Here is a 25417-nt window from a genome sequence, read left to right as displayed (position 1 = left end):
GTCTTGTTCCGGTGACGGCGGCGGCATATGTTATCCCAATGTAACAAGGAGAGTGCTATCGATGGATATCGTGATTGTTGCGGCCAAACGTACACCCATGGGGGCTTTTCAGGGAGCCCTGAGCGGTCTGACGGCTCCCGAGCTCGGCGCCTGCGCCATCCGCGCCGCGCTGACGGCGGCGGGCATTGATGGGGAGCGGGTCGATGAGGTCTACTTCGGCAACGTGCTGAGTGCCGGGGTCGGGCAGGCCCCGGCCCGCCAGGCGGCGCTCAAGGCCGGGCTGCCGGACAGCGTGCCCTGCACCACCCTGAACAAGGTGTGCGGCTCCGGCATGAAGGCGGTGATGCTGGCGGCGGACAGCCTGCGCCTGGGGGAAGCCGAGGTGGTGGTGGCGGGGGGCATGGAGAGCATGAGCCGGGCCCCCTATCTGCTGGACAAGGCGCGCAGCGGTTATCGCATGGGCCATTCGACCGTGCTGGATCACATGTTCCTCGACGGCTTGCAGGATGCCTACGAGGGGCAGCTGATGGGCCACTACGCCCAGCTGAGTGCGGACAGGGCCGGGTTGACCCGGGCCGACATGGATGCCTTCGCCATCGCCTCCCTGGAGCGGGCCCTGGCGGCGCAGCAGAGTGGCGCCTTCCAGGCAGAGCTGGCGCCCGTGATGGCCGCTGATGCCCTGCTGCTGGCCGATGACGAGCAACCGGGCAAGGCCAGGCCCGACAAGATACCGACCCTGAAACCGGCCTTCAGCAAGACCGGCACCATCACGGCGGCCAATGCCAGCTCCATTTCGGACGGGGCGGCGGCGCTGGTGCTGGCGCGGGCCGAGACCGCCGAGCGCCTGGGGTTGTCCGTGCTTGCCAGGGTGGTCGGCTACCAGAGCCATGCCGCCCTGCCGGCGGAGTTTACCAGCGCCCCCGTCGGCGCCATCGACAAGCTGCTGGCCCGGGTGGGCTGGTCGGTGGAGGAAGTGGATCTGTTCGAGGTGAACGAGGCCTTCGCCATGGTGAGCATGCTGGCCATGGCGGGCTGCGGCATCCCCCATCACAAGCTGAATGTGAATGGCGGGGCCTGCGCTCTCGGTCATCCCCTCGGGGCCAGCGGCGCCCGCATCCTGGTGACCCTGGTTCACGCCCTGCGCACGCGCGGGCTCAAGCGGGGGGTGGCGAGTCTGTGCATCGGGGGCGGGGAGGCGACCGCCATGGCCATCGAGCTGGGCTGACGCCAGACAACGGACTCGGGCACGATGGTCCTGCACGATGAAATGACAACGTCCCTCCATGAGGGACGTTGTCATTTAGAGGTGAGGGAGAGGGGTCTATTCCACCCCCATGGCCTGGAGCTGCTGATCGACCCAGGCGGTGGCGGTCATATAGAGGTGGCTGACCTTCTCCTCGTTGAGGCCGAGGCGGGCAGTGCTGGCGGCGATCCGCTGCCAGTTGGCCTTCTCGTACTCTTCACAGAACGCGAGGTAGAAGCCCAGATTGCCCGTGCGCGCCAGCAGGGCGGCGCGAATGTCGTCGGTCAGGGGGATGGTGCCGAGCAGTTGCTCCAGCGGCTGCCCCATCAGCACGTCCAAGAGGGAGAAGAGTCCGGTGATGAAGGCCTGCTGTGCCTGCTGGGCGGGGCCGTGGGTCTGTGCCAGCAGCTCGCAGAACCGGGCCCGGATGAGGGACATCTGGTAGAGCTCGGCACTCTTGTCGTGACCGGCGCTGGTGGCGGCGATGAGGGCCACGAAGCGCTTCAGCTGGGCGTGACCCAGGGAGCTGGCGGCCTGGCGAAAGGAGGCGATGGGCTGGGGAAAGCGCTTGAGGTGGTTGACGTAGCGCAGCAGCTTGAGGGAGAGGGAGAGATCCTGATTGAGCAGCCGCTCTATCCTGTCCAGATCCGGCTCGGGCTGGTTGACTACCTCCAGCAACTGCATCACCACCAGCTGGGCCGGCGGCATGGCAGGCTGCTGCACCATCTGGGGAAGGCTGAAGAAGAAGCCCTGGAACAGGGTGACGCCGAGGCGCTTCATCTGCTCAAACTCGGCCTGATCCTCCACCTTCTCGGCGAGATAGGTCAGGGGCAGGTGGCAATGGCTCGCCATGAACCGCTCGATGCTGGGGAGCGGCGTGCTGCGCAGATCGAACTTGATGATGTGGATATAGGGAAGGAACCTGTCCCACTCCGAGACCAGGGTGAAGTCGTCCAGCGCCAGCCGATAGCCCAGCTCGTAGAGCTGGATCACCTTGGCCAGGAGGGCGTCATCGGGCTCGGCGTCTTCCAGTATCTCGATGACGACCTTGTCATGGGGAAGGCATTCGGCCAGGCCATCCAGCAGCAGGGAGTGGGGGAAGTTGATGAAGCAGGGGTGACCCCCCAGCAGGTGATCGATGTTCTGCTGCAGAAACTGTTCGGCCACCAGTCGGGAGGTGGCCTGCTGTGCCGAGACGGGGGGAAACACGTTGTCCAGGCTGTCGCGAAACAGCAGCTCATAGGCTTGGGTTCTCAACTCCCGATCCAGAATGGGCTGCCTTGCTACATAGGAATACATGCATCTCTCCACCATGGGTGCAGGCTTGATTCTATGGTGAAGCGGATCACTATGCCAGTGTCGAGCGGGTCGAGACGGTCAACAACTGGCAGAGTGTTGCACGGCAGGATTTGGGGTCAGAAGAGGTAGTTGAGCTGCAGGCCGGCCAGCCAGGCATCCCCTTCCGAAGTGCCCTGGAAGGTGGAGGTGGTTTGCGGTATGCCGGGCTTGAGCTGCAGGGTCTCGCTCACGTCCACCTTCTTGCCGTCGATCAGGGTGAGGCCGACGTCCAGCGACAGATTGCGATCTATCTGGTAACCCACCCCGGCGCTGTACCAGATCCGGTCCGAGTCGGGGATGGAGATGGTGCGGCGATCGGCGGGCACCGGGCTGCGATCATAGGCAAGGCCGGAGCGCAGCTGCCACTGGGGCGCCAGCTGGTAGGTCAGGCCGAGGGCGTAGCGCCAGCTGTCTTCCCAGTGCTCGTCCTTGATATGCATGGTGCCATAGTGATCGAGCTCGGATTCGAGCTGCACGAACTTGCTCCAGTTGGTCCAGTTGATGCTCGAGTGCAGCGCCAGGGACGGGGTCAGCTGATGGAACAGGGCCAGCTCGGCGGTGGCGGGCAGGGGCAGATCCAGGCTGCCGGTGTCGGTGAAGGTGCGACCCTGCAGATCCGTGCCGACGGCGTCGCCTGAGAGGGTCAGGTTCACGTCGTGGCGATAGGAGAGACCGATGCGGGTGGCTTGTGACAGCTCAAGCAGGGTGCCCAGGTGCCAGCCGAGGGCCCAGCCGTCCCCCTTGAGGTGCTTGGCTATCTTGTTGTTGGAGGGGAAGGTGCCGCCCACTTCCCCCTCCCCATGGATGGCGGAGAGGCCGGCCCCGAGGCTCCAGCTGTCGTTGATGCGGTAGGCCAGGGAGGCCCCCAGATCCACCGTCTTGATGTCGGAGACATTGCCGAAGTGGCCGGCGTTGTAGTTCTCCGGCATCTGGATGCCGAGGCCGTAGTAGGAGGTTGCCGCCAGACCCAGCCACCACTGTTCATTCAGGGGAAGGATGAGGTAGGCGTTGGGGACCCAGGCATTGTCCGCGATGTCGTGGGCGCTGGCGTCGAGGGCCACCGGCCCCGTGGCGGTGGGGACCCGGGTCACTCCCTCGATGTTGACGTCGGGCTGAATATGGATGACGCCACCGGAGAAGGCGGTGCGATCGAAGCGGGTCATGGCGGCTGCGTTGCGGGCGAGCACGCTGGCATTGTCGGCGATGGCGGCTTCGCCTGCGAAGGCACGCCCCAGGCCGGTAGCGGACTGCTCCGCCAGCTGGAAGCCGGCGCCCTGGGCATGGCCAGACAACAGCAGCAGGGCGATGAGGGAGGGTTTGATGGTCGGATGCATGGTTTGTCCTCGGAGTGAACTGGACGTTCATTCTGTTATTCGGTTGGGGCCGGGATTTTATATGGTACGACCAGTAAGGCAACGGGCGGCGGGGCCAGGGGAGCAAAACGGGATTAAATGCTGGCAGGCATGGCTATAACAGATTGATAAAAAACGAAAAGAGAACAGTTGTTTGCTACATGTGTGCGCCGAAACGGGGCTCTGGTATAAAAAAAGAGCGCCCTGGGGCGCTCTCTTTGATGGCGATGAAATCAGAACTTCATGTTGAACTGGGCGGAGGCCAGGAAGGCGTTGCCGTGGGAGGTGCCTTTCCAGCGCAGGGCGTCGCCGTGGCTGCGCAGGCCTTCGTTCACGTCCACTTCCTTGCCGTCCAGGTAGGCCATGCCGAAATCGACGCTCATGTCCTGATCGATGTGGTAGGTGGCACCGGCGCTGTACCAGACGCGGTCGGAGTCGGGGATGCTCAGGCTGCGGTATTCCGGCTCGATGGGGCTGTTGTCATAGGCGAAGCCGATGCGGGCTTCCCAGGACGGGTTGACGTACCAGGTGCCGCCCAAGGCATAGCGGGCGGAATCCTTGAACTTCTCGTCCTTTTGCAGGCAGACACCGCCGGCACAGTTGCTGCTGGTGGCCTTGAGCTCCTGGAAGGCGCTCCAGTCGGTCCAGTTCACTGAGTAGTGCACCGCGAACTGCTGGTTCAGACGGTGGTAACCGGCGAATTCGGCCTGGGCCGGCAGATCCAGCTTCAGGTTGCCGTCGACGACGCGGTTGCCGGAGGTGGCGCCCTGGAAGTCGCCGTCAAAGCTCAAGTCCACCTGGGAGCGGTAGGTCAGGGCGAGGCGGTGGTTTTCGTTGATCTCGTACAGGGTGCCGACGTTCCAGCCAAAGCCCCAGGTGTCGCCCTTCAGGTGCGCCAGGCGGGTATCGGAGTTGGCACCCGGGATGGCGGCAGCCAGCGCACCGGCATAGCGGTTCAGCTCGGCCTGGGCATAGACGGCGTTGATACCGGCGCCGACACTGAAGTTGGAGTTGATGCGATAGGCGATGTTGGGGTTGATGTTCAGGGTGACCAGCTCGGTGTCACCGGCACCGGCACCGGCCGCGAAGGTCTTGGAGTACTCGGTGGAGAGGCCGTAGTTGGAGAACAGGCCGATGCCCCAGGCCCACTGATCGTTCAGGGGCTGGATGAAGTAGCTGGCCGGCACGAAGGCATCGGGGGCGATGTCGCTCTCGCTGGACGGTGCCAGCTTGGTCGGGCCGGCATAGATGTCGCCTGCCACGTCCACGTCGGGCTTGATATAGGTGCCGGAGACAGACAGAGCCATCTTGTCGAAGGTGGTCATGGCTGCCGGGTTGCGGGACAGCACGGCTGCATTGTCGGCGATGGCGGCTTCACCGGCATAGGCACGGCCCAGACCGGAGGCCGAGTGCTCGTTCAGCTGGAACGCGGCGGCGAAGGTCTGGGTGCTGGCCAGGGTCATGGCCGTAGCGATCAGGCTTTTCTTGAAAAAGGCAGTCGTCATAGTGTTCTCTCTTTGTAGCAGATTTTCTGTCGAAATCGCGGCTCTTTGGCCGCTGTAGGCGACAAGATCTGTTGTTATGTCAGCTTCTTCCCATACATTTCTGGCGTGATTCTATGGATCTGGTAGGAGGTAAGAAATCAGACCAGTGACAGCAGAATACATAAAAGTTTCCATTGTGTTAATCATTTGTTTGAATTTGCCGTTTTATTGGTCTGTTTTATCCATTATTGGATAAATAAGAAACAAAGGGTTTCGTTCGTGTCATTCAAAATAAATGGCAAAAATGTGATGTCAGAGAGGCAAGAAGCGGGAACGTGCGGGGATTCTGAGATGAACAGGCAGACATTGAGGGCGTCTGCCTGTGTTTTTGCGTGGCACCGGTTCCGGTCAGCCAGGGTTAAGATCTGTTAAATGGACCACTGCAGGCGGGACTCGATCTGCCGGGCGACGGGGGCGAGCGGCTCCTGCATGTCGCCGATCAGCACCATGTTGGCCCCCTTGAGCGGCAGTATCTCCCCCTTGAGCCGACCATCGGCAAAATCGGGCTGGATCGCCAGTGGCAGGTGCTTGGGCACCAGGAACAGGGTGACAGGCCCCATCTTGCCCTGGATCACCATGTGCAGGGCCGGCCCCTGATAGAAGGCACAGTGATTGATATAGGTCACCGTCATGCCCTGCATGTCCGTCAGGGTGGCGCCATACTTTTCCATCTTGGCGTTGATGGTCTGCAGGCTCACCTTCTCGTCCACATCGTGGATGAAGGGCTCCTCGCCGTAGACGTGAGCCATGGCGACCTGGGCCAGCGAGAAGGGTTCGGAGGCCGGGGGCCAGCTGATCCAGCGGGTGCTCATGCCGAGCAGGAAGGCGACCGAAGCCGCGATGGCGACGGGGCGCCAGGTGCGGCGCGGGGCCGCAGGGGTGAGGGGGATCACGACCTCGTCGCTGGCCTCCACCGCCTGCCTGAGCAGGATCCGGTCGGCGAGCCCGGCCGGGACCTCCACCTCCAGGGTGCGGCGCAGTTGCCGGTCGAGCTGCTTCATCTCCTCCAGGTGCTTGCGATTGGCAGGGGAGGTCTCTGCGGCCTCCAGAAAGGCGGGATCCCTGTCCGAGGGATGGGTGATGGCCCGGCGGCGAAATTCAAGCTCATCCATTGGTGTGTCCTCTCTGTTGCTGCGCAGACTCCATGGCCTCTTTGATCTGGTTGCGGGCCCGAAACAGCCGCGTCATGACGGTGTTCTTGTTCAGGCCGAGTTGCTCGGCGATCTCCTCGCCACTGAATCCCCCAAGCATCTGCAGCAACAGGGGCTCCCGATACTCGGCGGGCAGGCGGGCGATGTGGCGCCTCAGCCACTCGTGCTCCATCTCCTGCTCGTTGTGCAGGACGGCCTGATCGCGCTGGGGATGCTCGTCGAGATCGACGAGATCGAACTGCTTGCGCTCGAAACGACGGGCATTCTCCCGCCGCAAGATGGTGATGAGCCACGCCTTGGCGGCCTTGTCATCCTGCAGGGTGTCGATCCCCTTCCAGGCGCGCAGGAAGGTCTCCTGCACCAGATCCTCGGCGATTTGCGGATCCCGGCACAGCCAGTAGGCGTAGCGGTAGATGTCCCCGTGCAGGGCGTGCACCAGGGCCTCGTATTTGGTTTGTCTGTCTGCCATCTCCTGATAGACCGGGTTGGCCGAGGGATCCTTTCCCCTTCCCGCCTTCTTTTTTCTAAAAAAACCTAACGCCATGAAGGGATGTCCTTTTGCATGAGTGGCTCCCGGCAGGCGTCAGGAACGTCGCCAGGCCAGCTTGCCAAGAGCATAGGCTATCGCAAAGGTCTCCCGGGTGCACAGCTCCCGGGCCAGCGCCTGCCAGTGCAGCGTGTCGCCGACGGCCTGAGGCGGGCCGAAACAGGCCCGATCCAGCCCGTCAAGCAGGGGGCCCATGACGGGGGCCCGGTGACAGGGCAGGCTGGCCAGGTGATGGCAGGGGGTACCCCAGCGCAGCGCCGCCCAGGCCAGCAGGGCCCGTCTGGCCGCGTCCGGCGCGCGGGCGGCGAGGGCGCGCTGCAGGCGATAGAAGGCGAGCCAGCGTGGCCAGCGCCGCCTCCAGGTGCGCAGCAAGATCGCCATCACCACCCAGTAGAGGCTCTGAGTACCCGGCGGCGGGGCGGCGGCCTCGCCTGCGCCGGCCTCGAACACCAGGATCTGTGCGGGCAGTTGGGCCTCCTCGATGCGCCCGCTCTGGGTATTGAACCAGCGCAGGGTCTGCGCCGGCAACGCATAGGAACCCGCCGCCCCTGCGGTCAGGGCCTGGCGCCACTGGCGCTCGAAGCGTAGCACCCCTTCGGCCACGAAGCGCTCCTGCTGCTGTTCGCCGTCCGGCTGCATGGAGAGGCCGGCGGGCAGGGGCGGTGCCGGGAGCGGGGACAGGCGGCTGCCGTCCCCTCCCTCCATCACCAGGGTGAGGGTGCGGATCACGGGCTCGCCGACCCGGGCCCGGGGCGGACTGAGCCGCTGGCGCAGTACCAGGCTGCTTGCCACCGGCTCCAGCGGCGCCTTGTCCACCTTGACGAAGAGGGTGGTCGCCCTGGCGGACAGCCGCTCCTCCGTCCCCGTCGGCGCGGCGTCCGGCAGCCGTCCCTCCAGGCGGGGGGATTCGATGGCGTGCTGTCCGGGCTCCCTGGCCTGCAGCAGCCACTTGCGGGTCAGACGCCCGGGCATGCCGGGGCTCGCGGGGGACTCCCAGCGATCGTCGCCGAGGCGGCGGATGGTGAAGGCGGGGGCGGCGGGCTCGCCGAGATGGGGGGCCTCCAGGTTGGCCGGCAGCCACAGGCTCAACTGATAGATGAAGGGCTGGCCCGGGTAGAGGGGGCCCTGGTGCAGCACCTGGGCCTGCAGCTCGACGGGGGAGACGAGCTGCGCGGGGAGGGGCACCAGGGTGCCGGCTGCCCGGCGTGCCGTCAGGGGGCGCTGCGGGGTGAACTCGGTTCCGAGGGGCAGGGGGGGCACGAGGCGCGGGCTGGTGTCCAGCAGGTGCAGGGGGATCTGCCAGCGGGTCAGGCGGCGGGTCTGGGTATGGACGCGGCTGATGCTGACCCGGCCCACCGCAAACTGGCGCAGCAGGGGGCGCAGGTCGAGCTCGTCATCGCGCCGCTCCCCGTCGGCTTCGACGATGAGCAGCCAGTCGCTCTCCTTTGCCCCCGGCAGCAGCTCGACGCGAGGGGGCGCGGCCTGTGCCGGCAAGGCCAGCAGGAGGACAAGCAGCCAGCAGGTCCAGGCGTAGACAGATGAGAGGCATGAGCGCACGCAGGGGATCACCAGGGCTCCTCCACCTTGAGAAGGGGGCGGCGCTGTGCCTCCTTGCGCAGGCGCTGCTCCAGCAGCAGCACGGGGGGGGCAGGAGGGCGGGGGGTATCCGATGCGTGCGAAGGGTCGGGACGCTCGCCGGGATCGGCGGGCTGTGTCTGGGGGGCTGCCTGGGGCGCGCCGGCCCGCAGCAGGGCCAGGTTGTGCAGGGCATCCTGATGGCCGGGCTCCCGCTTGAGGGCGGCCAGATAGGCCTGCTCGGCGGCCGCGAGATCCCCGAGCCAGACCAGGGCATTGCCGCGGTTGTAATGGGCGGTGGCGCTGTCGGCGCGGCCATAGGCGGCCACGGCCCTGGCATGGTCGCCGGCCCTGTACCAGGCGTTGCCTTGCCAGACGGGATCCTGGAAGGTCCTGGCCGCTTCCTGATAGCGGCCCTGCTGGAAGGCGCGCCAGCCCTGCTGGTCCTGCCAGGAGCCGGCCGCCTGCAGGGGAGGCGGGCAGAGGCCGATGGCCATGAGCACGATCAGCCAGTGGGCGCCGATGCGCGCCAGCAGCGCCAGGGGCAGCAGGGGGATCAGCAGCCAGGGGCCGAGATCCCGGGACTGCACCTGGGTGAGGGTCTGGCTCATGGGCAGGGGGGCGAAGCGGGGCAGGCCTGCCTGCAGCCACTGCAGCGTCCCCCCAGTGCTGGCCGCGAGCCGCGCCATGGCCGCCGCGTCGGGGGCCGGCAGGGTGGGGCTTCCGAGCTGTCTGTGCTCGGCGGCGGGCAGCTGTGTCCCCTGGCCGCCGCTGGCCAGCAGAATGTCGAGGCGGGGGGAGGTTCCCTGGGGGCAGAAGAGGTCGTCCAGACAGGGCCAGAGGGCGGCGATGCGTTCGCGCTGCGTCTGCGACAGGCCGTCGGTGACGAGGAGCAGGCGGGCGGACTGGCCTCGGGGGATCTGTGCGAGGGCCAGGGCCACGGCCCGCTCGGGGGCGCTGCCCTGAATGGGCATGATGGCCGGGCGCAGGTCCGGCAGCAGCAGGGCGACGGCCTGATGATCCCGGGTCGGCGGCATGGCGAGGTAGGCATCCCCGGCAAACAGGATGAGGCCGAGGGGATGGGGTGCCTGCCGGGTGTCGGCGGTCGCCAGCATCTCCCGCAGTTGCAGCCTCATCCGGGTCGCCCTGTCCGGTGGCAGGTCCTCTGCCTGCATGGAATCCGAGAGATCCAGCAGCCAGAGATCCAGGGCCGGGCTCTGGATGGCGAGGCTCTGCTGGCGCAGGGCGGGGCCCGAGAGCGCCAGGATCACCGGCAGACAGGCGAGCCAGAGCCAGGGAATGGCCCGGCGCCGGGCCGGCAGCAGATAGGCCTGCATGGCGGGGGAGAGCAGCTCGGGTGAGCGACGGCGCCGCCACCCCTGCCAGAGCCAGGGGAGCAGTGCCAGCAGCCAGAGCGGGCGCAACAGGGTGAATTCCATCAGGGGGCCCTCCGGGGGGAATGATCACCCATGGGGCCACTCCGTGTCGGACGCAGACGCCCCGGCCAGCGGGCGGGCCAAGCCAGCAGCAGCCAGGCCAGGGCCAGTGGCCAGGGGTAGAGCTCCTGGCGGGGTCGATAGAGGATCTGGGGACGGGCGGCGGGCTCTAGGGCGTCGAGGGCCTGGTTGATGGCGGTCAGCTCCCCCTGGTTGCGGGCGCGAAAATAGCGGCCCTGCCCCAGCCGGGCCAGCTGCTGCAGCAGGGCTTCATCCAGCTCGGCGCTGGGATCGGCGTCCCCTGCGGGAGCGGCAAAGGTGTCGGGATCGGCGCCCACCCCCAGGGTATAGAGGCGGATGCCGGCGGCCGCGGCCAGTCTGGCCTCGGTCAGGGGATCCGCGTTACCCGAGGTGTTGCGCCCGTCCGTCACCAGCAGCAGGGCGGTGGGGCGGGTGGGGTTGGCGTGCTGGCGGGCCAGCAGCAGGGCTTCGCCGAGGGCCGTGGTGCGCCCTGCCAGATCGAAGTCGAGCTCGCGGGTGAGGGCGAGCAGGGCCCCGGTCTCCTGGGTCAGGGGGGAGAGCAGATAGGCGTGATCGGCGAAGACGATGAGGGCGATGCGATCGCCAGGCCGCGCGGCGATGAGCCCGTCGATCTGCTGGCGCACCGCGGCCAGCCTGTCTTTCTGCTCCCCCTCGTCCAGCATGTCCTGGGTGCGCATGCTGTCGGAGAGATCCACCGCCAGGATGAGATCCCGGCTGCTCTGGTAGTGGATGACGGGGGCCTCCTGCCACTGGGGGCGGCACAGGGCCAGCACCAGGGCGCACCAGCAGAGCGCCATGCGCCAGAACGGCTGCCCCGCCTGGGGCTGGAGCAGGGGAAAACCGATGTGGGAGAGCCTGGCGCGGCCTCCCCCTGCCAGGGGCGGCAGGCCGAAGCGCACCAGCAGCGGCAGGACCAGGGCGAGGGCGAACCAGGGCCAGGCGAGGATCATGGCACCCTCCGGGCGCGTCCTGCGTCCCGTCTCAGTGACGGCAGCCCCGGCCTGCTGACGCAGCGGCGCCCCCAGCTGAGGTAGGCGCGGCGCAGCCTTGCCCGCTGCCCCTCGTCCGGCTTCTGTGAGCCATAGAGCCAGCGGGGCCACTGGGAGGCAAACTGGCCAAAATCGCCGCCGCCCTTCTCGTCGAGCCAGGCGAGCCAGGCCTCTCCCTGCAGGGAGGCCGCCTCGGGCCAGCGGGCCATGGCCGCCTCCCGCAGCGTCTCGTGCAGCCTGGGTACGAGATCGTCGGCCTGCCACTCGATCTGGCGCGCCCAGCGGCGCTGGCGCCACAGGGTGAGCACCGTGGCCCAGATCAGCCAGGCGGCGATGGCCGTGATCAGCAGCCACCCCAGGGCAGGCAGGCGGGGATCGAGCTCGGTCTCGAGGGGCGGCCCCGGATGGATGTCGCGAAGCTGGGCCTGGATCCCCTGCAAGGGGGTCGACGGGGAAGTCGGCCCGCTCCCGGGGGCGGCGTTCAGAACAGACGGCATCCACCCTCCTGCCACTGGCGTTGCAGCGATGCGCCGTTGTCGAGGCGGTAGAGGCGCGTCACCAGGGGCAGCAGTTGCTGCTGGCTGGCCGCCGCCTGTTCGTCGGCCGCTGCCTGATAGCGTGCGCGAAAGCGGGGTTGCCCCCCATCGAGCCAGCCGCTGCGCCTGCCCGATTGCACCGCCAGTTGCCCCTGATCGGGCAGGGCCGCCTCCAGGGGGTCCCGGATCTGCCAGTAGTGGATGTCGTGGCGCAGGCGAAGGCGCTGCAACTGCTGGCACAGCGTCTTGTCCGGCGCCTGGTGGTGGCTTATCAGGGTCAGCCTGGCGCCATGGGGCAGGGTGAGCCGCGCCAGGGTCTGAGCCAGGAGTTGGGGCTGGGGGGCGCGATCCAGCCCCGCCTCGTAGTGGTGGCAGAGCGCCTCCAGCAAGGGGATGAGGGGGCCGCGCTGGTGCAGGGGACGGGTGTCCATGCCGTGACAGATCAGGGTGTTGGCCTGCTTCTCCCCCTGCCAGAGCAGGGCGGCCGCGAGCTCGCAGCCGAGGCGGGCCTTGAGCTGGGCGCGGGAACCGAAGTACATGGCCGGCGAGAGATCCAGCAGCAGCCAGTGGGCCTGCTCCTGCTCCTCCCCGTAGAGGCGGGTGTGGGGGCGGCCGAGGCGGGCGGTGACCCGCCAGTCGATGTGGCGCACCTCGTCTCCGGCCTGATAGAGGCGCAGCTCGCGAAAGCTCAGGCCAGGTTGGCGCCTGACGCGTCCCTGGCGCGCCTGGTGAATGCGGGCCCGCTCGCCCTGCCGCGCCCAGAGCCGCACCGCCAGCAGGCGGTCGAGGGTGAGGGCGATGTCGGGGTGATCCCGGGGGGCGGCGGCGCGGGTCATGACTGCCGGGGCCTCGGGGGTGAGGAGACCATGGGCTGACGAAGGCTCAGGGGCATGGAACAGCATCCAGCAGCAGGGCGATCAGCGCCTCGTTGTCCAGGTTGTCCGCCAGGGCCTGGTAGCTGGGGATGAGGCGGTGGCGCAGCACGGCGGGGGCCAGCTGCTGGATGTCCTCGGGCAGCACGAAGTCGCGCCCCGCAAGCCAGGCGCGGGCGCGGGCGGCGCGGGCCAATCCGATGCTGGCCCTGGGGCTGGCACCCACAGCGACAAGGGGTTCGAGCTCGGGGCACAGGCCGCTGCCTGGGCGGGTGGCGCAGACCAGCTGCACCAGGTAGTGCTCGAGGCGCCCCTGCATCTGCACGGACTGCACCGCGGTGCGGGCCGAGAGCAGATCGGCCTGGCTCAGGGTCAAGGGCGGTGGCGGCAGGGCGTCGCCCCGGGCGTTGAGCTGGAGGATGGCGAGCTCCATGGCGGGGCTGGGGTAGTCCACCAGGAGCTTCAGCAGGAAGCGGTCGAGCTGGGCCTCCGGCAGGGGGTAGGTGCCCTCTTGTTCTATGGGGTTCTGGGTGGCGGCCACCATAAAGAGCGGCGGCAGGCGCCAGCTCTTCTTGCCCACGGTGATCTGGTGCTCGGCCATGGCCTCCAGCAGTGCGGACTGCACCTTGGCCGGGGCCCGGTTGATCTCGTCCGCCAGCACCAGGTGGTTGAAGAGGGGGCCGGGTTGAAACACGAAGCTCGTATCCTGGGGATGGAATACCTCGCTGCCGGTGAGATCGGCAGGGAGCAGATCCGGGGTGAACTGGATGCGGGCGAAGCGACCCTCCACCGCCCCGGCCAGCGCCTTGACGGCCCGGGTCTTGGCGAGGCCAGGCGCCCCCTCGATCAGCACATGTCCTTCACATAACAGGGCGATCAGCAGCCCCTCGATGAGGGGCCCCTGTCCCAGGATCTGGCTGCCCAGATAGTCTCCAAGTGCTCTGAACTCGGCCGCTGCCATGCGATAAACCCGTTGTTTTTATGGAAGTTGATCTTTTTATACCCCAGTTGGCCCGCAAGGGCGAGGGAGGGTGCCAAGATGGAGACAATTTAGTTTCAATCAGCTGTATGAAAGTTGTGAGTGGATTGTTAAGATGTGGCGCAATGAGGTCTGACCTCTGCCTTTTCAACCCAAGGAGCCAGGATGAAACAGCCATTGAAACTGACGACTCGCCAGGGCGAACGGATAGCCGTCGTGGCGGGTCTGCGCACCCCCTTTGCCAAGCAGGCCACCGCTTTTCACGGCGTGCCTGCGGTGGATCTCGGCAAACTGGTGGTGAGCGAGATGCTCGCCCGCACCGATCTCGATCCCATGCTCATCGACCAGCTGGTGTTCGGCCAAGTGGTGCAGATGCCGGAAGCGCCGAACATCGCTCGCGAGATCGTGCTCGGCACCGGCATGAGCGTCAGCACCGATGCCTATAGCGTGTCGCGCGCCTGCGCCACCAGTTTCCAGGCGGTGGCCAACGTCACCGAGTCCATCATGGCCGGCACGGTGGACATCGCCATCGCCGGCGGTGCCGACTCCTCTTCCGTACTGCCCATCGGGGTCAGCAAGTCTCTGGCCCGCGCCCTGGTGGATCTCAACAAGGCGCGCAACCTTCAGCAGCGTTTCAACATCCTGCGTTGCCTGCGTCTGAAGGATCTGCTGCCGGTGCCCCCTGCCGTGGCCGAGTACTCCACCGGTCTCTCCATGGGGCAGACCGCCGAGCAGATGGCCAAGACCCATCAGATCAGCCGCGAGGCGCAAGATGCGCTGGCCCACCGCTCCCACACCCTGGCGGCCGAAGCCTGGGCACAGGGCAAATTGAGCGGCGAGGTGTTCACCGCCCACGTGCCCCCCTACAAGTCGCCGCTGGAGCGGGACAACAACATCCGCGAAAGCTCGGATCTGGCGAGCTACGCCAAGCTCAAGCCGGTGTTTGACAGGGCTCACGGCTCGGTGACCGCCGCCAACGCCACTCCGCTCACCGACGGTGCCGCCGCCGTGCTGATGATGCGTGAAGGGCGTGCCCGCGAGCTCGGTCTGGAGCCGCTGGGCTACATCCGCAGCTTCGCGTTCTCCGCCATCGACGTGTGGCAGGACATGCTGATGGGCCCCTCCTACGCCACGCCGCTGGCGCTGGACCGCGCCGGCATCACCTTGGCTGATCTCACCCTCATCGACATGCACGAAGCCTTCGCCGCCCAGACTCTGGCGAACCTCAAGATGTTTGCCAGTGCCGAATTCGCCCGTGACAAGCTGGGCCGGGATCAGGCCATCGGCGAGGTGGACATGGAGAGGTTCAACGTGCTCGGCGGCTCTTTGGCCTACGGACACCCCTTTGCCGCCACCGGGGCACGCATGATCACCCAGACCCTGCACGAGCTGCGGCGCCGGGGTGGGGGACTGGGGCTCAACACCGCCTGTGCGGCGGGAGGGCTGGGTGTGGCCATGGTGCTGGAGGTGGAATGATGAACGAGAAGACTTTTTCCCTGGAAATTCGCAAAGACGGCATCGGCATCCTCACCATGGATGTGCCCGGTGAGAGCATGAACACCCTGAAGGCCTCCTTTGCAGACGAGATCCGCACCCTGCTGGCCGAGGTGAAGGGGAACGGGGATCTGATCGGCCTGGTGATCGTCTCCGGCAAGAAGGACTCCTTCATCGCGGGGGCCGACATCGCCATGCTGGCAGCCTGCACCAGCGCCCAGGACGCCGAATCGCTCTCCCGGGCCGGGCAGGAAGTGTTCGCCGAGATCGAATCCCTGGGCATACCGGTGATCGCCGCCATCCACGGCCCCTGCCTCGGCGGCGGGCTGGAGCTGGCGCTCGCCTGCCATGGCCGGGTGGTGACCGATCACGCTAAAACCGTGCTGGGGCTGCCGGAAGTACAGCTCGGCCTGCTGCCGGGCTCCGGCGGCACCCAGCGTCTGCCGCGCCTCATCGGGGTGGCCAAGGCGCTGGATCTGATGCTGACCGGCAAGCAGGTGCGGGCCAAGCAGGCCAAGAAACTCGCGCTGGTGGATGACATGGTGCCCACCTCCATTCTGCTGGAAGCCGCCATCAAGCTCGCCAAGAAGGGCAAGCCGCGCCACCGCCTGAAGCGGGATCTGCAGGGCAAGGTGCTGGAGACCAACGCGCTCGGGCGCAAGGTGCTGTTCGATCAGGCCCGCAAGGGGGTGAAGGCGAAGACCCGGGGCAACTACCCGGCGCCGGAGCGCATCATCGAGGTGGTGCGCATCGGCGTGGAGGAGGGGATGCAGGCCGGCCTGCTGGCCGAGGCCCGCCACTTCGGCGAGCTGGTGATGACGCCGGAATCCGCCGCCCTGCGCTCTATTTTCTTCGCCACCACAGAGATGAAGAAGGAGGTGAGCTACCAGGGGGCCGAGCCCCGCAAGGTGGCCCATGCGGCCGTGCTGGGGGGCGGCCTGATGGGGGGCGGCATCGCCTTCGTCACCGCCACCAAGGCGAGGGTGCCGGTGCGGATCAAGGATGTGGCGAGCGCCGGCATCGGCAACGCCATGCGCTACAGCTACGACATCCTGGCCAGGAAGCTTAAGCGTCGCCAACTGCTGCGCAGCGAGCTGGAGAAACAGATGAGCCTGCTCACCGGCACCCTGGACTACTCCGGCTTCCACCGGGTCGACATGGTCGTGGAGGCGGTGTTCGAGGATATCGATCTCAAGCACCGGATGGTGCAGGACGTGGAGCGCGAGTGCGCTGAGCACACGGTGTTTGCCTCCAACACCTCCTCCCTGCCCATCCACCAGATCGCCTCGGCGGCGACGCACCCGGAGCGGGTGGTGGGGCTGCACTACTTCAGCCCGGTGGACAAGATGCCGCTCGCCGAGATCATTCCCCACGCGGGTACCAGCGCCGAGACGGTGGCCACCACCCTGGCGTTCGCCCGGGCCCAGGGCAAGACCCCCATCGTCGTGAAGGACGAGGCGGGTTTCTACGTCAACCGCATCCTGGCCCCCTACATGAACGAGGCGGCCCGCCTGGTGCTGGAAGGGGAGCCGGTGGAGGTGCTGGACGGCGCCCTGCTGGACTTCGGCTTCCCGGTAGGCCCCATCACCCTGCTGGACGAGGTGGGGATCGACGTAGGGGCCAAGATCTCCCCCATCCTCGAAAAGGAGCTGGGTGGCGAGCAGTTCCAGGCCCCCAAGGCGTTTGACAAGCTGCTGGAAGACGATCGCAAGGGGCGCAAGAACGGCAAGGGCTTCTACCTCTATGGCAAGGCGGCGCCGCGCAACCGGCTCACCGGCAAGGAGGGCAAGAAGACGGTGGACGCGAGCGTCTACGACGTGCTCGGCGTCAAGCCCCAGGCCAGGCTGGCCAGGCAGGAGATCGCCGAGCGCTGCGTGCTGCTGATGCTCAACGAGGCGGCTATGGCGCTCGACAGCGGCGTGGTAGCCTCGGCCCGGGACGGCGACATCGGCGCCATCTTCGGCATCGGCTTCCCGCCGTTCCTGGGCGGCCCCTTCCGCTACATGGACAGCCTCGGCATCGACTACCTGGTGGGGCGCCTCGAGCACCATCAGAAGCGCTTTGGCGACCGCTTTGCCCCCTGTGCACGGCTCAAGGCGATGGCGGCGGAGCAGCAGCGCTTCTACGGCTGAGGCGTCTGCGTGACAAACAGGCGGGGCGGCCCTGGGTCGCCCCGCCTTTTTTGTCCAAGCCAGGGGCCTCGGGGAGCGGAAAACGGGGTGACAAGGGGCCAAATTATTGATCTGGCGCAAACTGGTGCCCCATTTATTACTTTGGTGGCATAGGACTCAGGCGCGGGTTGAGGTCAAATAGCCTTATCAGGAACGGGGACTACCCCGTCGCGAAAGGGACACCCATTTCACTGGATGAAGGACACACTATGAGTCTGCTCGAACAAACCATCTGGAACATATTGGGATACGGGGCCATGCCCTTTATCTTTCTGAGTGGCTTCGTGGCCGTGGCAGTCACCTGCTGCCTGCTGCTCAATGCCTTCGGGGTCAAGTCCGCCGAGAAGTGAGTCACTCTCGTTCATGCCGCCAAATGCCAGTCTCACGACTGGCATTTGTTTTTTGTGTCTCCTGAAGCACTTATCCCGCCCCTGATAGGGTAAAGGGAGCGCAAGACGGTCGAACCCGGCAGTCATTTTGATTACACTGACGCCCGGCATGTCCGCCCCTTTCTCTTTTATCAGGTGTTCACGACTTCTATGGCGCTCAAGGCAACCATCTTCAAGGCCCAGATCAGCTTGTCTGACATGGATCGCAATCTCTATCAGGACTTCTCCCTCACCCTGGCCCGTCACCCCTCCGAGACCGACGAGCGCATGATGATCCGCCTCGCGGCCTTCGCCTGGCATGCGGCCGAGCGGCTGGAGTTCACCAAGGGGCTCTCTGCCGACGACGAACCCGAGCTCTGGCGCAAGAACTACTCCGACGAGATTGAACTCTGGATTGAGCTGGGCCAGCCGGACGAGAAGCGCCTCAAGAAGGCGTGCAACCGCTCCCGCCAGGTGGTGCTCTACCTTTACGGCGGCCGTGGCACCAGCGTCTGGTGGAAGCAGAACCAGGGCAAGCTCGGTCTGCACGACAACCTGAGCGTCATCGAGCTCTCCGACAGCCAGACCCTGCCGCTGGCGGCCATGGTGGAGCGCACCATGCAGCTCACCTGCACCATCTCCGACGGCCAGCTCTGGGTCAGCAACGGCAGCCAGGAGGTCACCCTGGATCCCGTGGTGCTGATGGGACGTCCGGCCCGCGAACTCTGATCGGGAGCCCCCATGTTCAGCGCCCTGCTCAATATCGTCATTCCCGTGTTTGCGGTGGTGGGCCTTGGCGCCCTCTATGGACGGCTGCGACCGGGCGGGGCCCTGGGTTATGTCAACCGGGCCAATATCGAGCTCTTTACCCCGGCGCTGGTCTTCTCGGCCCTGGTGAAATACCCCCTGGATCTCGCGGCCCACCTGCCCCTTGTGGGGGCCGGTGCCCTGGTGATCCTGCTGCCCGGCTTGCTGCTCTCCCTGCTCAAACTCAAGGAGATAGAGCGGGCCGCGCTGATCCTGCCCGCCATGTTTCGCAACACCGGCAACCTCGGCATTCCGCTGATGGTGCTCGCCTTTGGCGAGCAGCAGCTCGGCGCCATCGTCATCCTCTTTGTGCTCTCCAACCTGCTCCACTTCTCGGTGGGCATGTTCATCCTCTCCGCCAGCAGCTCCCGCTGGGGCTGGCTGAGAAGCCCGGTGCTCTGGGCCGCCTTCGCCGGGCTGCTGGTGGCCAACCTGCATATCCCGCTGCCGGACTACCTGGTGACCAGCGCCGCCCTGCTCGGCCAGATAGCGGTGCCCCTGATGCTGTTCGCCTTGGGAGTGAGGCTGATGGAAGGGGAGCTGGATCATCTGGGGCTGGCCATCAAGTGCAACCTGCTCTACCTGCTGGCGGGGGGCCTCTCCCTGGGGCTCGCCGTCTGGCTGCTGCCCCTCGAACCTGACTGGATACCACTCCTGATGCTGTCGGTGGCGCTGCCCCCGGCGGTGCTCAATTACATCCTGTGCGAGCAGTACCAGTGCCAGCCCGACAAGGTGGCCAGCATAGTGCTCGGCGGCAATGCGCTCTCTGTGGTGGTGATCCCGCTTGCGGTCTGGCTGGCGCTGCATCTGGGGAGTTGACCCGGTGTTGTATTCGAGGACGCCTGATGGCGTCCTTTTTATTGCTATCGCGATAGTCCGATGATGTTTTGGTAATTGAACATGGCTCTATGATTCCTTTGTGATGCGAAAAGCCATCCAGCCAAATACACTCAGTGCGCTGTAATCGATTTTTGAATTGGACAAGTGACCATATTTTGGAGTGTTTTTTTCCAAATATTCACATTTATGGGTGTTGTATACATCAGAGCAAGCAATGAAAACAAACTCATCGTAAACCTCTGTAACGACAAACCAATGCTCCGGATTACTGACGATTACAACAGAGTGTTGATCAATGAGCTTGTGAATACCTTTCTTATTTACGTGGTGAAATTCTAGCTTGAACTGATCTCCTACAAGTCCATGAAGAAATTTCTTTGAAATATTTTCTAATTTATCTCCATCATCATCGAACGCGAGTGTACCTTCGTCTTGTCGCAGGAAAAATTTCGCCTTCGGAAGTAAGGATATTGCATTGGACCAGCTCTTTGCTGTTACCTCACCATTAAGTGAGAGAACGGCGTTCACGATGGAATAAAGAAAACAGGCACCATCAAGATCACCTTGGGATTTGAGTTTTCTATTCATTGTAAGCGCTCATAATTTCCCCGACTGGGTTGGTGGATTCCATAGTGGTAGCCTAATCAATTACTCGTTGTGTTCTGTGACGCGTATCAATAAGTTACCATAATCATTCCTTGTTGTTAGCTTTCTTTAGAATGGCGAGATACGGCTCTTATCGGAATGCTTTCTGTCTACTGTTATTTCTCAAGTTTTTCTTGGAGCTGTTCGGATGGGAAGACCTTACGACATTGATGGGTGAGGTACTATAGCTGGGCCTTTGACTAGGGCGCCATTGAGACCTCGAGCGTAAACAATTGCGAATCAGTACAAAATTAATGAAAACAAGGAGACCAAAGATTTTTATGCTTATCACCGTTTAAAATAAACTCGCCTTTAATATATTAAGTGCTGAAAGTAGCCTGCGTTCGGAATAGATAAGTGACTTTCTATCAGTTCATTGCGGCCTATATGCTGGACGTAAAGTATTAATAATAACCTTAAGTTACTCCCAGCGCATATTATACCCCATAAACCCATCGCATAATGTGATTTTGGGTCTAGGGCGTATCTGAATCTGATTGGAATGCCCAATATCTGCCTTACTCCACCCCCAAATACTCCCTGTAGTGGGCAGTCAAGGTTACCGACCTCAAGGAGCAGGTCATGCTAGTAGGGCTTTTGCAAGAGTTGAACTCATTTCTGACAAGATAACCACCGACGTCAAGCATATCGCTCAGTTTCTGGTTCGCTTGATAAGGTGGGGAAGGGAGAGAACAGGAACAAAACTAGGGCGGCCTTGGCCGCCCTGTTTATTGATGGGTGGCCGGCTGAACCTGGCCATCCTTGCGCAACTGGGTATAGAGGCCAACCCCCGCCAGCAGGCCGGCGAGGGCCAGCAGCCACCAGATGGCGGTGGTGGGGCGGCTGCCCGCGTCCCCCAGCATAAAACCGATGAGCAGGTTTCCAAAAAGCGCCATGCAGCCCCCGGCGCTGGCATAGAAGCCGTAGTAGCTGCCGAGCTGCTCAGGGGGCGCGTAGCGGGGCAGTTGGGCGGCGAAGAGCGGGAAGCAGAGGATGGAGCCTAAGGAAAGCAGGGCCACCTGCGTCAACACGCCCGCCGTCGGCCAGGGAGCCAGCAGGGGCAGGGCCAGGTAGCTCAGGCCCATCATGCCTATCCCCAGCCCCATGGCGAGCGGCACCCCCAGGCGGCGCTCCACCAGGCGCGAGGCCGGGAGCTGGAGCAGGACGCCGATCACCGCCGAGAGGGTGAAGACGCCGCCGAGCAGCCGGGTGGCGTCCGGCAGGCTCTGGATATGGGCGGGGAGGGCGAGATAGAGCTGGTGGAACAGGATCTGGTAGCTGCCCGCCAGCAGGGTGAACCCCATGAAGGGGCGCTGGCGCACTATCTCCCCCCATTGGCGCAAGATGGCGCCACGGGGGCTCTGGTTGCTCACCGGGCGTTTGGGCAGCACCCGGTATTGCAGCACTCCGAGCAGAGCGAAGAGGCTCGCCGCCAGGATCCCCGTCAGGGTATAGCTCTGCTGGGTCAAGGTGAGGCCGACCAGGGGGCCGAGCAGCATGCCCGCCTCGCTGGCCAGATTGTGCAGGGCGAAGGCGCGCTGGCGCTGGCTCGGGTTGTGGCATTCGCTGGCAAGGTAGGCCTGGGCGCAGGGGGTGAACAGGGCTCCCGCAAAGCCGGTGAGGGCGGCGGCCAGCAGCAGGATGGGCAGGGACTCGGCCCAGCCCAGCAGCACGAAGCCCAAGGATCGTACCAGGCAGCCCCAGACGATGGCGGGATGGTAGCCGATGCGATCTCCAAGGGTGCCGCCCAGCAGGAAGAGCCCCTGCTGGCTGAAGACCCGCATCCCCATGACGAGGCCGCAGGCCCAGCCGGCCAGGCCGAGCCCGCTGCCCATGTGCTGGGCGAGGAAGGGCATCATCATGTAGAAGCCGAGGTTGAAGGCGAGCCCGTTGGTGATGAGCAGGCGGGCGGCCGGGCTCATGCCCTGCCAGTCCCGCCAGTAGGAGGCGCCGTTCATGGTCGCCTCCCGCCAGCGCGTGGGGAGGTGGTCGCCGGGGTGGCGCAGCACTGTGTCATGATGTCTTTCGCAGGGTTCTGAGGAAGGGGATGCCGTGCTGATCGTGGCTTATCTCCACCGGCACCTGGTAGAGGCGCTCGATGAGGGCCGCGTCGAGCACCCGGGCGGGGGGGCCGAAGGCCTGCAGATCTCCCCCTGCCAGCACGATCAGCTGATCGGCAAACTGGGCGGCCAGGTTGAGATCGTGCAGCACCACCAGGGTGATCCATTGCTGCTCCCGGGTCTGCTGGCACAGGTGCTCCATCAGTTGCATCTGGTGGTGCAGGTCCAGGGCGCTGACCGGCTCGTCCAGCATCATGATGCGGGGGTCGCGCAGCAGCACCTGCGCGAAGAGCACCATCTGCCGCTGGCCGCCGCTCAGGGAGTAGAGAGGGCGATCCGCCAGATGGGCGATGCCGAGCGCCTGCAGGGCGCGGCCGGCAGCCAGGATGTCCTCGTCTGCGAGGCGCATGGAGAGGCTGTCGAGGCGCCCGAGCACCACCACTTCGATGACGCTGAGGTCCAGCTCCAGCTGGATGTTCTGGGGCATGTAGCCAAACTGCTGGCGCCACCTGGCCTGCGTCATCTGGCGGGCACTCTGGTCCCCGAGGCGGATGTCGCCACTGTCCGGGGTCAGTTCACCAAAGAGGGCGCGCATCAAGGAGGTCTTGCCGGTCCCGTTCGGGCCGATGATCACATGGACCTGACCCGGATGCAGAGTGAGGCTGAGATCCCGCAGCAGGGTCTGCTGGCCGAGGGAGAGGGAGAGTCGGGATATTTCAAGCACGTTTACGCCCCCTGCCGAGGATCAACCAGATGAAGAAGGGCACGCCAATGAGCGCGGTGACGATGCCGATGGGGAAGAGGGCTCCCGGAATGATGGACTTGGAGAGCACCGAGGCCGCCGAGAGCATGCAGGCGCCGCACAGGGCGGAGAGGGGGATCAAAAAGCGCTGATCTTCCCCCACCAGCATGCGGGCGATATGGGGGGCCACCAGGCCGACGAAGCCGATCACGCCGACGAAGCTGGTGGCGGTGGCGGTGAGCAAGGCGACCAGCACCAGGGTCTTCATGCGCAGCCTGTCGACGTTGACCCCGAGGCTGCGGGCGCGGGCTTCCCCGAGGCGCAGGCTGGTGAGGGCCCAGGCATCCCGGTAGATGAGCAGGGTGCAGATCAGGGTGACGACGGCGGTGATGATCAGGGAGTCCCAAGTGGTGCGCATCAGGCTGCCAAACAGCCAGAACAGGATCTGCTGGTTGAGCTCGGGGGAGGAGAGGAACTGCAGCAGGGAGAGCAGGGACTGGAACAGGAACAGCAGGGCGATGCCCGCCAGGATCAGGGTCTGGCTGCTGACATGGCGCATCATGGCCAGCCCAAACAGCAGGCAGGCGGCAAACATGCACACAATGAAGGCGCCGGCCGGGATGGCCACCAGGGGGGAGAGCCCGAGGCCGCCGGTGTAGAGGGCCAGCGCCGCGCCCAGGCCCGCCGCCGCCGCGAGCCCCAGGGTGTAGGGACTGGCGAGGGGGTTGTCCAGCAGGGTCTGCATCTGCACGCCGCCCAGGCCGAGGGAGGCACCGACCACCAGGGCCATGAGGGCGATGGGCAGGCGCATGTCGTGGACTATGGTGCGGGTCATGGGATCGGCCTGGGCGGGGGAAACCAGGGCATCGATCACGTCGTGCAGGGCCAGCAGGGAGGGGCCGGTGGCGATGTCGAGCACCAGGGTAATGCACAGGACCAGGGCGAGCAGCGCCAGCCAGTGCCAGCGACGGCGCTCCCGTTGCCGCTGCCGGGCGAGGGTCTGCTGCAGGGCAGCCAAATCATTCATGATGTCAATCCTGAAACGGGCGCCACAAGAGGCGCCCACACAATCCAAGAGGGTTGCTGAAGAGGGCGCGGCCGAAGTGGGCCGCGCCCGAATTGCCAGGGTTAGCTTGCGTCACCCTGCTTGATGCCCAGCATAAAGGTGCCCTGGGGACGGATGGGCAGGTAGTGCTGGTAGAACGCCTGATAGGTGGCCAGGGGATCGAGATCCTGGAACAGATCCGGGTAGAGGGCCTTGGCCATGAACTCGATCAGGGCGGCATCCATGATGCTGCGGGTGGCGCCGTGGTAGACCGCATAGAGGCGCCCCTGCTGCAGCGCGGGCAGCTCGCTCCAGCCCGGACGGGCGGCAAAGCCCTGCAGGCGCTGGCGCACGGTCTCGGCCGACACATCCTGGCCCACCTGCATGGCGACAGCACTGCTCACGCTCTCGTAGCCCGCCATCAGGATCACCTCGGGCTTGCTCGCCAGCAGTTGTTCCGGGTGGATGGGGCCCCAGCGATCGACGAAGGGGGCGGCCACGTTCTCACCGCCCGCCAGCAGGGCCATGGCGCCCCACATGTCCTTGCCATAGGTGTAGCTGTACTCGGCCGGGCCCTTGTCACCCAGCTCGATGTAGACCCGGGGCGGCTTGCGCTTCGCGGCGGCGATGCGCGAGGTGATGGTGTCAATCTTGGCCTTGTACTCGTCGGCCATCTTCCGGGCACGGGCCTCCTGGCCGGTCAGCTTGCCGAGCAGCAGGGTGCTCGCCATGTGCTGTGCCAGGGTCTGGGCATTGTAGTCGATGACCACCACCGGGATCCCCGCCTGCTCGAGGCGCGGCAGGTCCGCGGCCAGGGCCTCGTATTGCCACTTCGCCAGGATCACCAGATCGGGCTTGACCGCCAGGGTCTTCTCGATGGAGAAGCTCTGATCCTGCACGTTGCCAAGGTCCGGCACTTTGGCCAGTTGTGGCTGGCTGGCCACGTAGAGAGACCAGATGGCGGGACGGGACTTCATGAACCAGCCCAGGGACATGCCCACCAGGCGATCGGCGCCGCCTTCACCGGCCACGGCCAGGTAATCTTCGGGATAGAAACCGAGCACGATGCGGCTGGCCGGAAGGCTGAGGGAGACCTTGCGGCCCATCACATCTTCCACTTCAACGGGGGGGGCGGCCTGCGCCATCCAGCTCGCCAGGACGAGCTGGCCGAGCAGCAGCAACTTTGCCAGGGGGTGACGAAACATCTTGTAGCACCTCGGGAATAGAAACGGTCAAAAAAGAAAGTGAGAACTATTGCCATTCGCGAGCGTAAAAGCAACAAACCTTTGTGCCATCCCCTCTCTTGTTATTTATGTCACTACTGGAACCCATGCCACCGCAGCACAACACCCTGCTCCAATAGAGACCCTCTTTCTGTTTGCATGGAAAAAGGGTGGCCCGTGGTGCCCATCTTGCCGCGTGTGGTGCAGGGTACTGGCCGCCGCACCGCTCGCGCTCTCAACCCTGGAGTCTGTCCGATGTCGAGTCTCCCTGGCATGGCACCGCCAGAGGTGGCGACGATTTCCTGCGCACCGATGACGGGCACTGCCCATTCGGGTATTGCCCGTCACCTGCACGCAACATTTTGTTGTCATTGTTAGCCAGCTCCCAGCGGCTCCGCCGTCAAAGGGGCAGAGTAGG

The 25417-nt window shown here is 65.1% G+C and carries 22 protein-coding genes; 6 read left to right on the top strand and 16 right to left on the bottom strand.

The genetic code is table 11. The annotated features are described in order from the left end of the window. Nucleotides 1–61 precede the first annotated feature (61 nt). Nucleotides 62–1225, top strand: coding sequence for an acetyl-CoA C-acyltransferase (locus tag AB5Y72_RS05155; protein WP_325782336.1), 1164 nt, complete (start codon nt 62–64; stop codon nt 1223–1225). Between the two features lie 96 nt (nt 1226–1321). On the opposite strand, the gene AB5Y72_RS05150 is transcribed toward AB5Y72_RS05155, so the two are convergent. The 11 genes from AB5Y72_RS05150 to AB5Y72_RS05100 form a co-directional block, all read right to left on the bottom strand. Then, the gene (locus AB5Y72_RS05150) at nt 1322–2542 is read right to left on the bottom strand and encodes an HDOD domain-containing protein (RefSeq protein WP_325782337.1); all 1221 of its coding nucleotides are present in this window, start codon (nt 2540–2542) and stop codon (nt 1322–1324) included. 116 nt (nt 2543–2658) lie between these two features. Next, entirely contained in the window at nt 2659–3915 is a 1257-nt protein-coding gene (locus tag AB5Y72_RS05145) for an outer membrane protein transport protein (RefSeq protein ID WP_325782338.1), read from the bottom strand. Between the two features lie 251 nt (nt 3916–4166). Next, on the bottom strand, nt 4167–5438 hold the full coding sequence (locus AB5Y72_RS05140; protein ID WP_216990213.1) for an outer membrane protein transport protein: 1272 nt from the start codon (nt 5436–5438) through the stop codon (nt 4167–4169). 407 nt (nt 5439–5845) lie between these two features. Next, on the bottom strand, nt 5846–6589 hold the full coding sequence (locus AB5Y72_RS05135) for a DUF3379 domain-containing protein (RefSeq protein WP_042075656.1): 744 nt from the start codon (nt 6587–6589) through the stop codon (nt 5846–5848). Beyond that, nucleotides 6582–7172: a sigma-70 family RNA polymerase sigma factor gene (locus AB5Y72_RS05130; RefSeq protein WP_325782339.1), complete on the bottom strand. Its 591-nt coding sequence runs from the start codon at nt 7170–7172 to the stop codon at nt 6582–6584. Before AB5Y72_RS05130 ends, AB5Y72_RS05135 begins: the two co-directional genes overlap by 8 nt. Nucleotides 7173–7211: 39 nt before the next feature. Further along, nucleotides 7212–8744: a hypothetical protein gene (locus tag AB5Y72_RS05125; protein ID WP_325782340.1), complete on the bottom strand. Its 1533-nt coding sequence runs from the start codon at nt 8742–8744 to the stop codon at nt 7212–7214. After that, entirely contained in the window at nt 8741–10189 is a 1449-nt protein-coding gene (locus AB5Y72_RS05120; RefSeq protein WP_325782341.1) for a tetratricopeptide repeat protein, read from the bottom strand. The genes AB5Y72_RS05125 and AB5Y72_RS05120 overlap by 4 nt, the downstream gene beginning before the upstream one ends. After that, the gene (locus AB5Y72_RS05115) at nt 10189–11178 is read right to left on the bottom strand and encodes a VWA domain-containing protein (RefSeq protein WP_325782342.1); all 990 of its coding nucleotides are present in this window, start codon (nt 11176–11178) and stop codon (nt 10189–10191) included. Before AB5Y72_RS05115 ends, AB5Y72_RS05120 begins: the two co-directional genes overlap by 1 nt. Next, nucleotides 11175–11714, bottom strand: coding sequence for a DUF4381 domain-containing protein (locus AB5Y72_RS05110; RefSeq protein WP_325782343.1), 540 nt, complete (start codon nt 11712–11714; stop codon nt 11175–11177). The genes AB5Y72_RS05115 and AB5Y72_RS05110 overlap by 4 nt, the downstream gene beginning before the upstream one ends. Beyond that, nucleotides 11699–12589, bottom strand: coding sequence for a DUF58 domain-containing protein (locus AB5Y72_RS05105; RefSeq protein WP_325782344.1), 891 nt, complete (start codon nt 12587–12589; stop codon nt 11699–11701). Before AB5Y72_RS05105 ends, AB5Y72_RS05110 begins: the two co-directional genes overlap by 16 nt. A gap of 46 nt (nt 12590–12635) precedes the next feature. Next, entirely contained in the window at nt 12636–13586 is a 951-nt protein-coding gene (locus tag AB5Y72_RS05100; RefSeq protein ID WP_325782345.1) for an AAA family ATPase, read from the bottom strand. Nucleotides 13587–13769: 183 nt separating this feature from the next. Here AB5Y72_RS05100 and fadI point away from each other — a divergent pair, with 183 nt between their 5' ends. From fadI to AB5Y72_RS05075, 5 genes are all read left to right on the top strand, one after another. Then, a complete protein-coding gene (gene fadI / locus AB5Y72_RS05095) occupies nt 13770–15080 on the top strand; it encodes an acetyl-CoA C-acyltransferase FadI (protein ID WP_325782346.1) in 1311 nt (436 codons plus the stop codon). Beyond that, on the top strand, nt 15080–17230 hold the full coding sequence (gene fadJ / locus AB5Y72_RS05090; RefSeq protein WP_368198741.1) for a fatty acid oxidation complex subunit alpha FadJ: 2151 nt from the start codon (nt 15080–15082) through the stop codon (nt 17228–17230). The genes fadI and fadJ overlap by 1 nt, the downstream gene beginning before the upstream one ends. Nucleotides 17231–17478: 248 nt before the next feature. Continuing rightward, entirely contained in the window at nt 17479–17619 is a 141-nt protein-coding gene (locus AB5Y72_RS05085) for a TIGR02808 family protein (protein WP_005325161.1), read from the top strand. Between the two features lie 189 nt (nt 17620–17808). Further along, complete coding sequence (locus tag AB5Y72_RS05080) at nt 17809–18366, top strand: YaeQ family protein (protein WP_052815038.1); 558 nt, start codon at nt 17809–17811, stop codon at nt 18364–18366. A 12-nt stretch (nt 18367–18378) separates the two neighbouring features. After that, entirely contained in the window at nt 18379–19263 is an 885-nt protein-coding gene (locus AB5Y72_RS05075; protein WP_325782348.1) for an AEC family transporter, read from the top strand. 87 nt (nt 19264–19350) lie between these two features. Here AB5Y72_RS05075 and AB5Y72_RS05070 read toward each other — a convergent pair whose 3' ends face one another. The 5 genes from AB5Y72_RS05070 to AB5Y72_RS05050 all read right to left on the bottom strand — a co-directional run bounded on the left by AB5Y72_RS05070 (nt 19351) and on the right by AB5Y72_RS05050 (nt 24981). After that, on the bottom strand, nt 19351–19872 hold the full coding sequence (locus tag AB5Y72_RS05070; RefSeq protein WP_325782349.1) for a hypothetical protein: 522 nt from the start codon (nt 19870–19872) through the stop codon (nt 19351–19353). Between the two features lie 785 nt (nt 19873–20657). Continuing rightward, nucleotides 20658–21887 carry an MFS transporter gene (locus AB5Y72_RS05065; RefSeq protein WP_325782350.1) on the bottom strand — a complete coding sequence of 410 codons (1230 nt, stop codon included), beginning with the start codon at nt 21885–21887 and terminating at the stop codon, nt 20658–20660. Between the two features lie 55 nt (nt 21888–21942). Beyond that, nucleotides 21943–22713, bottom strand: coding sequence for an ABC transporter ATP-binding protein (locus AB5Y72_RS05060; protein ID WP_325782351.1), 771 nt, complete (start codon nt 22711–22713; stop codon nt 21943–21945). Then, nucleotides 22706–23758 (bottom strand): iron ABC transporter permease, encoded by a 1053-nt coding sequence (locus AB5Y72_RS05055; RefSeq protein ID WP_042077489.1) that lies wholly within the window; start codon nt 23756–23758, stop codon nt 22706–22708. The genes AB5Y72_RS05060 and AB5Y72_RS05055 overlap by 8 nt, the downstream gene beginning before the upstream one ends. A 101-nt stretch (nt 23759–23859) precedes the next feature. Then, complete coding sequence (locus AB5Y72_RS05050; RefSeq protein WP_325782352.1) at nt 23860–24981, bottom strand: ABC transporter substrate-binding protein; 1122 nt, start codon at nt 24979–24981, stop codon at nt 23860–23862. Nucleotides 24982–25417 lie beyond the last annotated feature (436 nt).

Source organism: Aeromonas sp. R7-4 (genome assembly GCF_040908055.1).
GTDB lineage: Bacteria > Pseudomonadota > Gammaproteobacteria > Enterobacterales > Aeromonadaceae > Aeromonas > Aeromonas sanarellii.
This window is presented reverse-complemented; position numbering and strand designations above follow the sequence as displayed.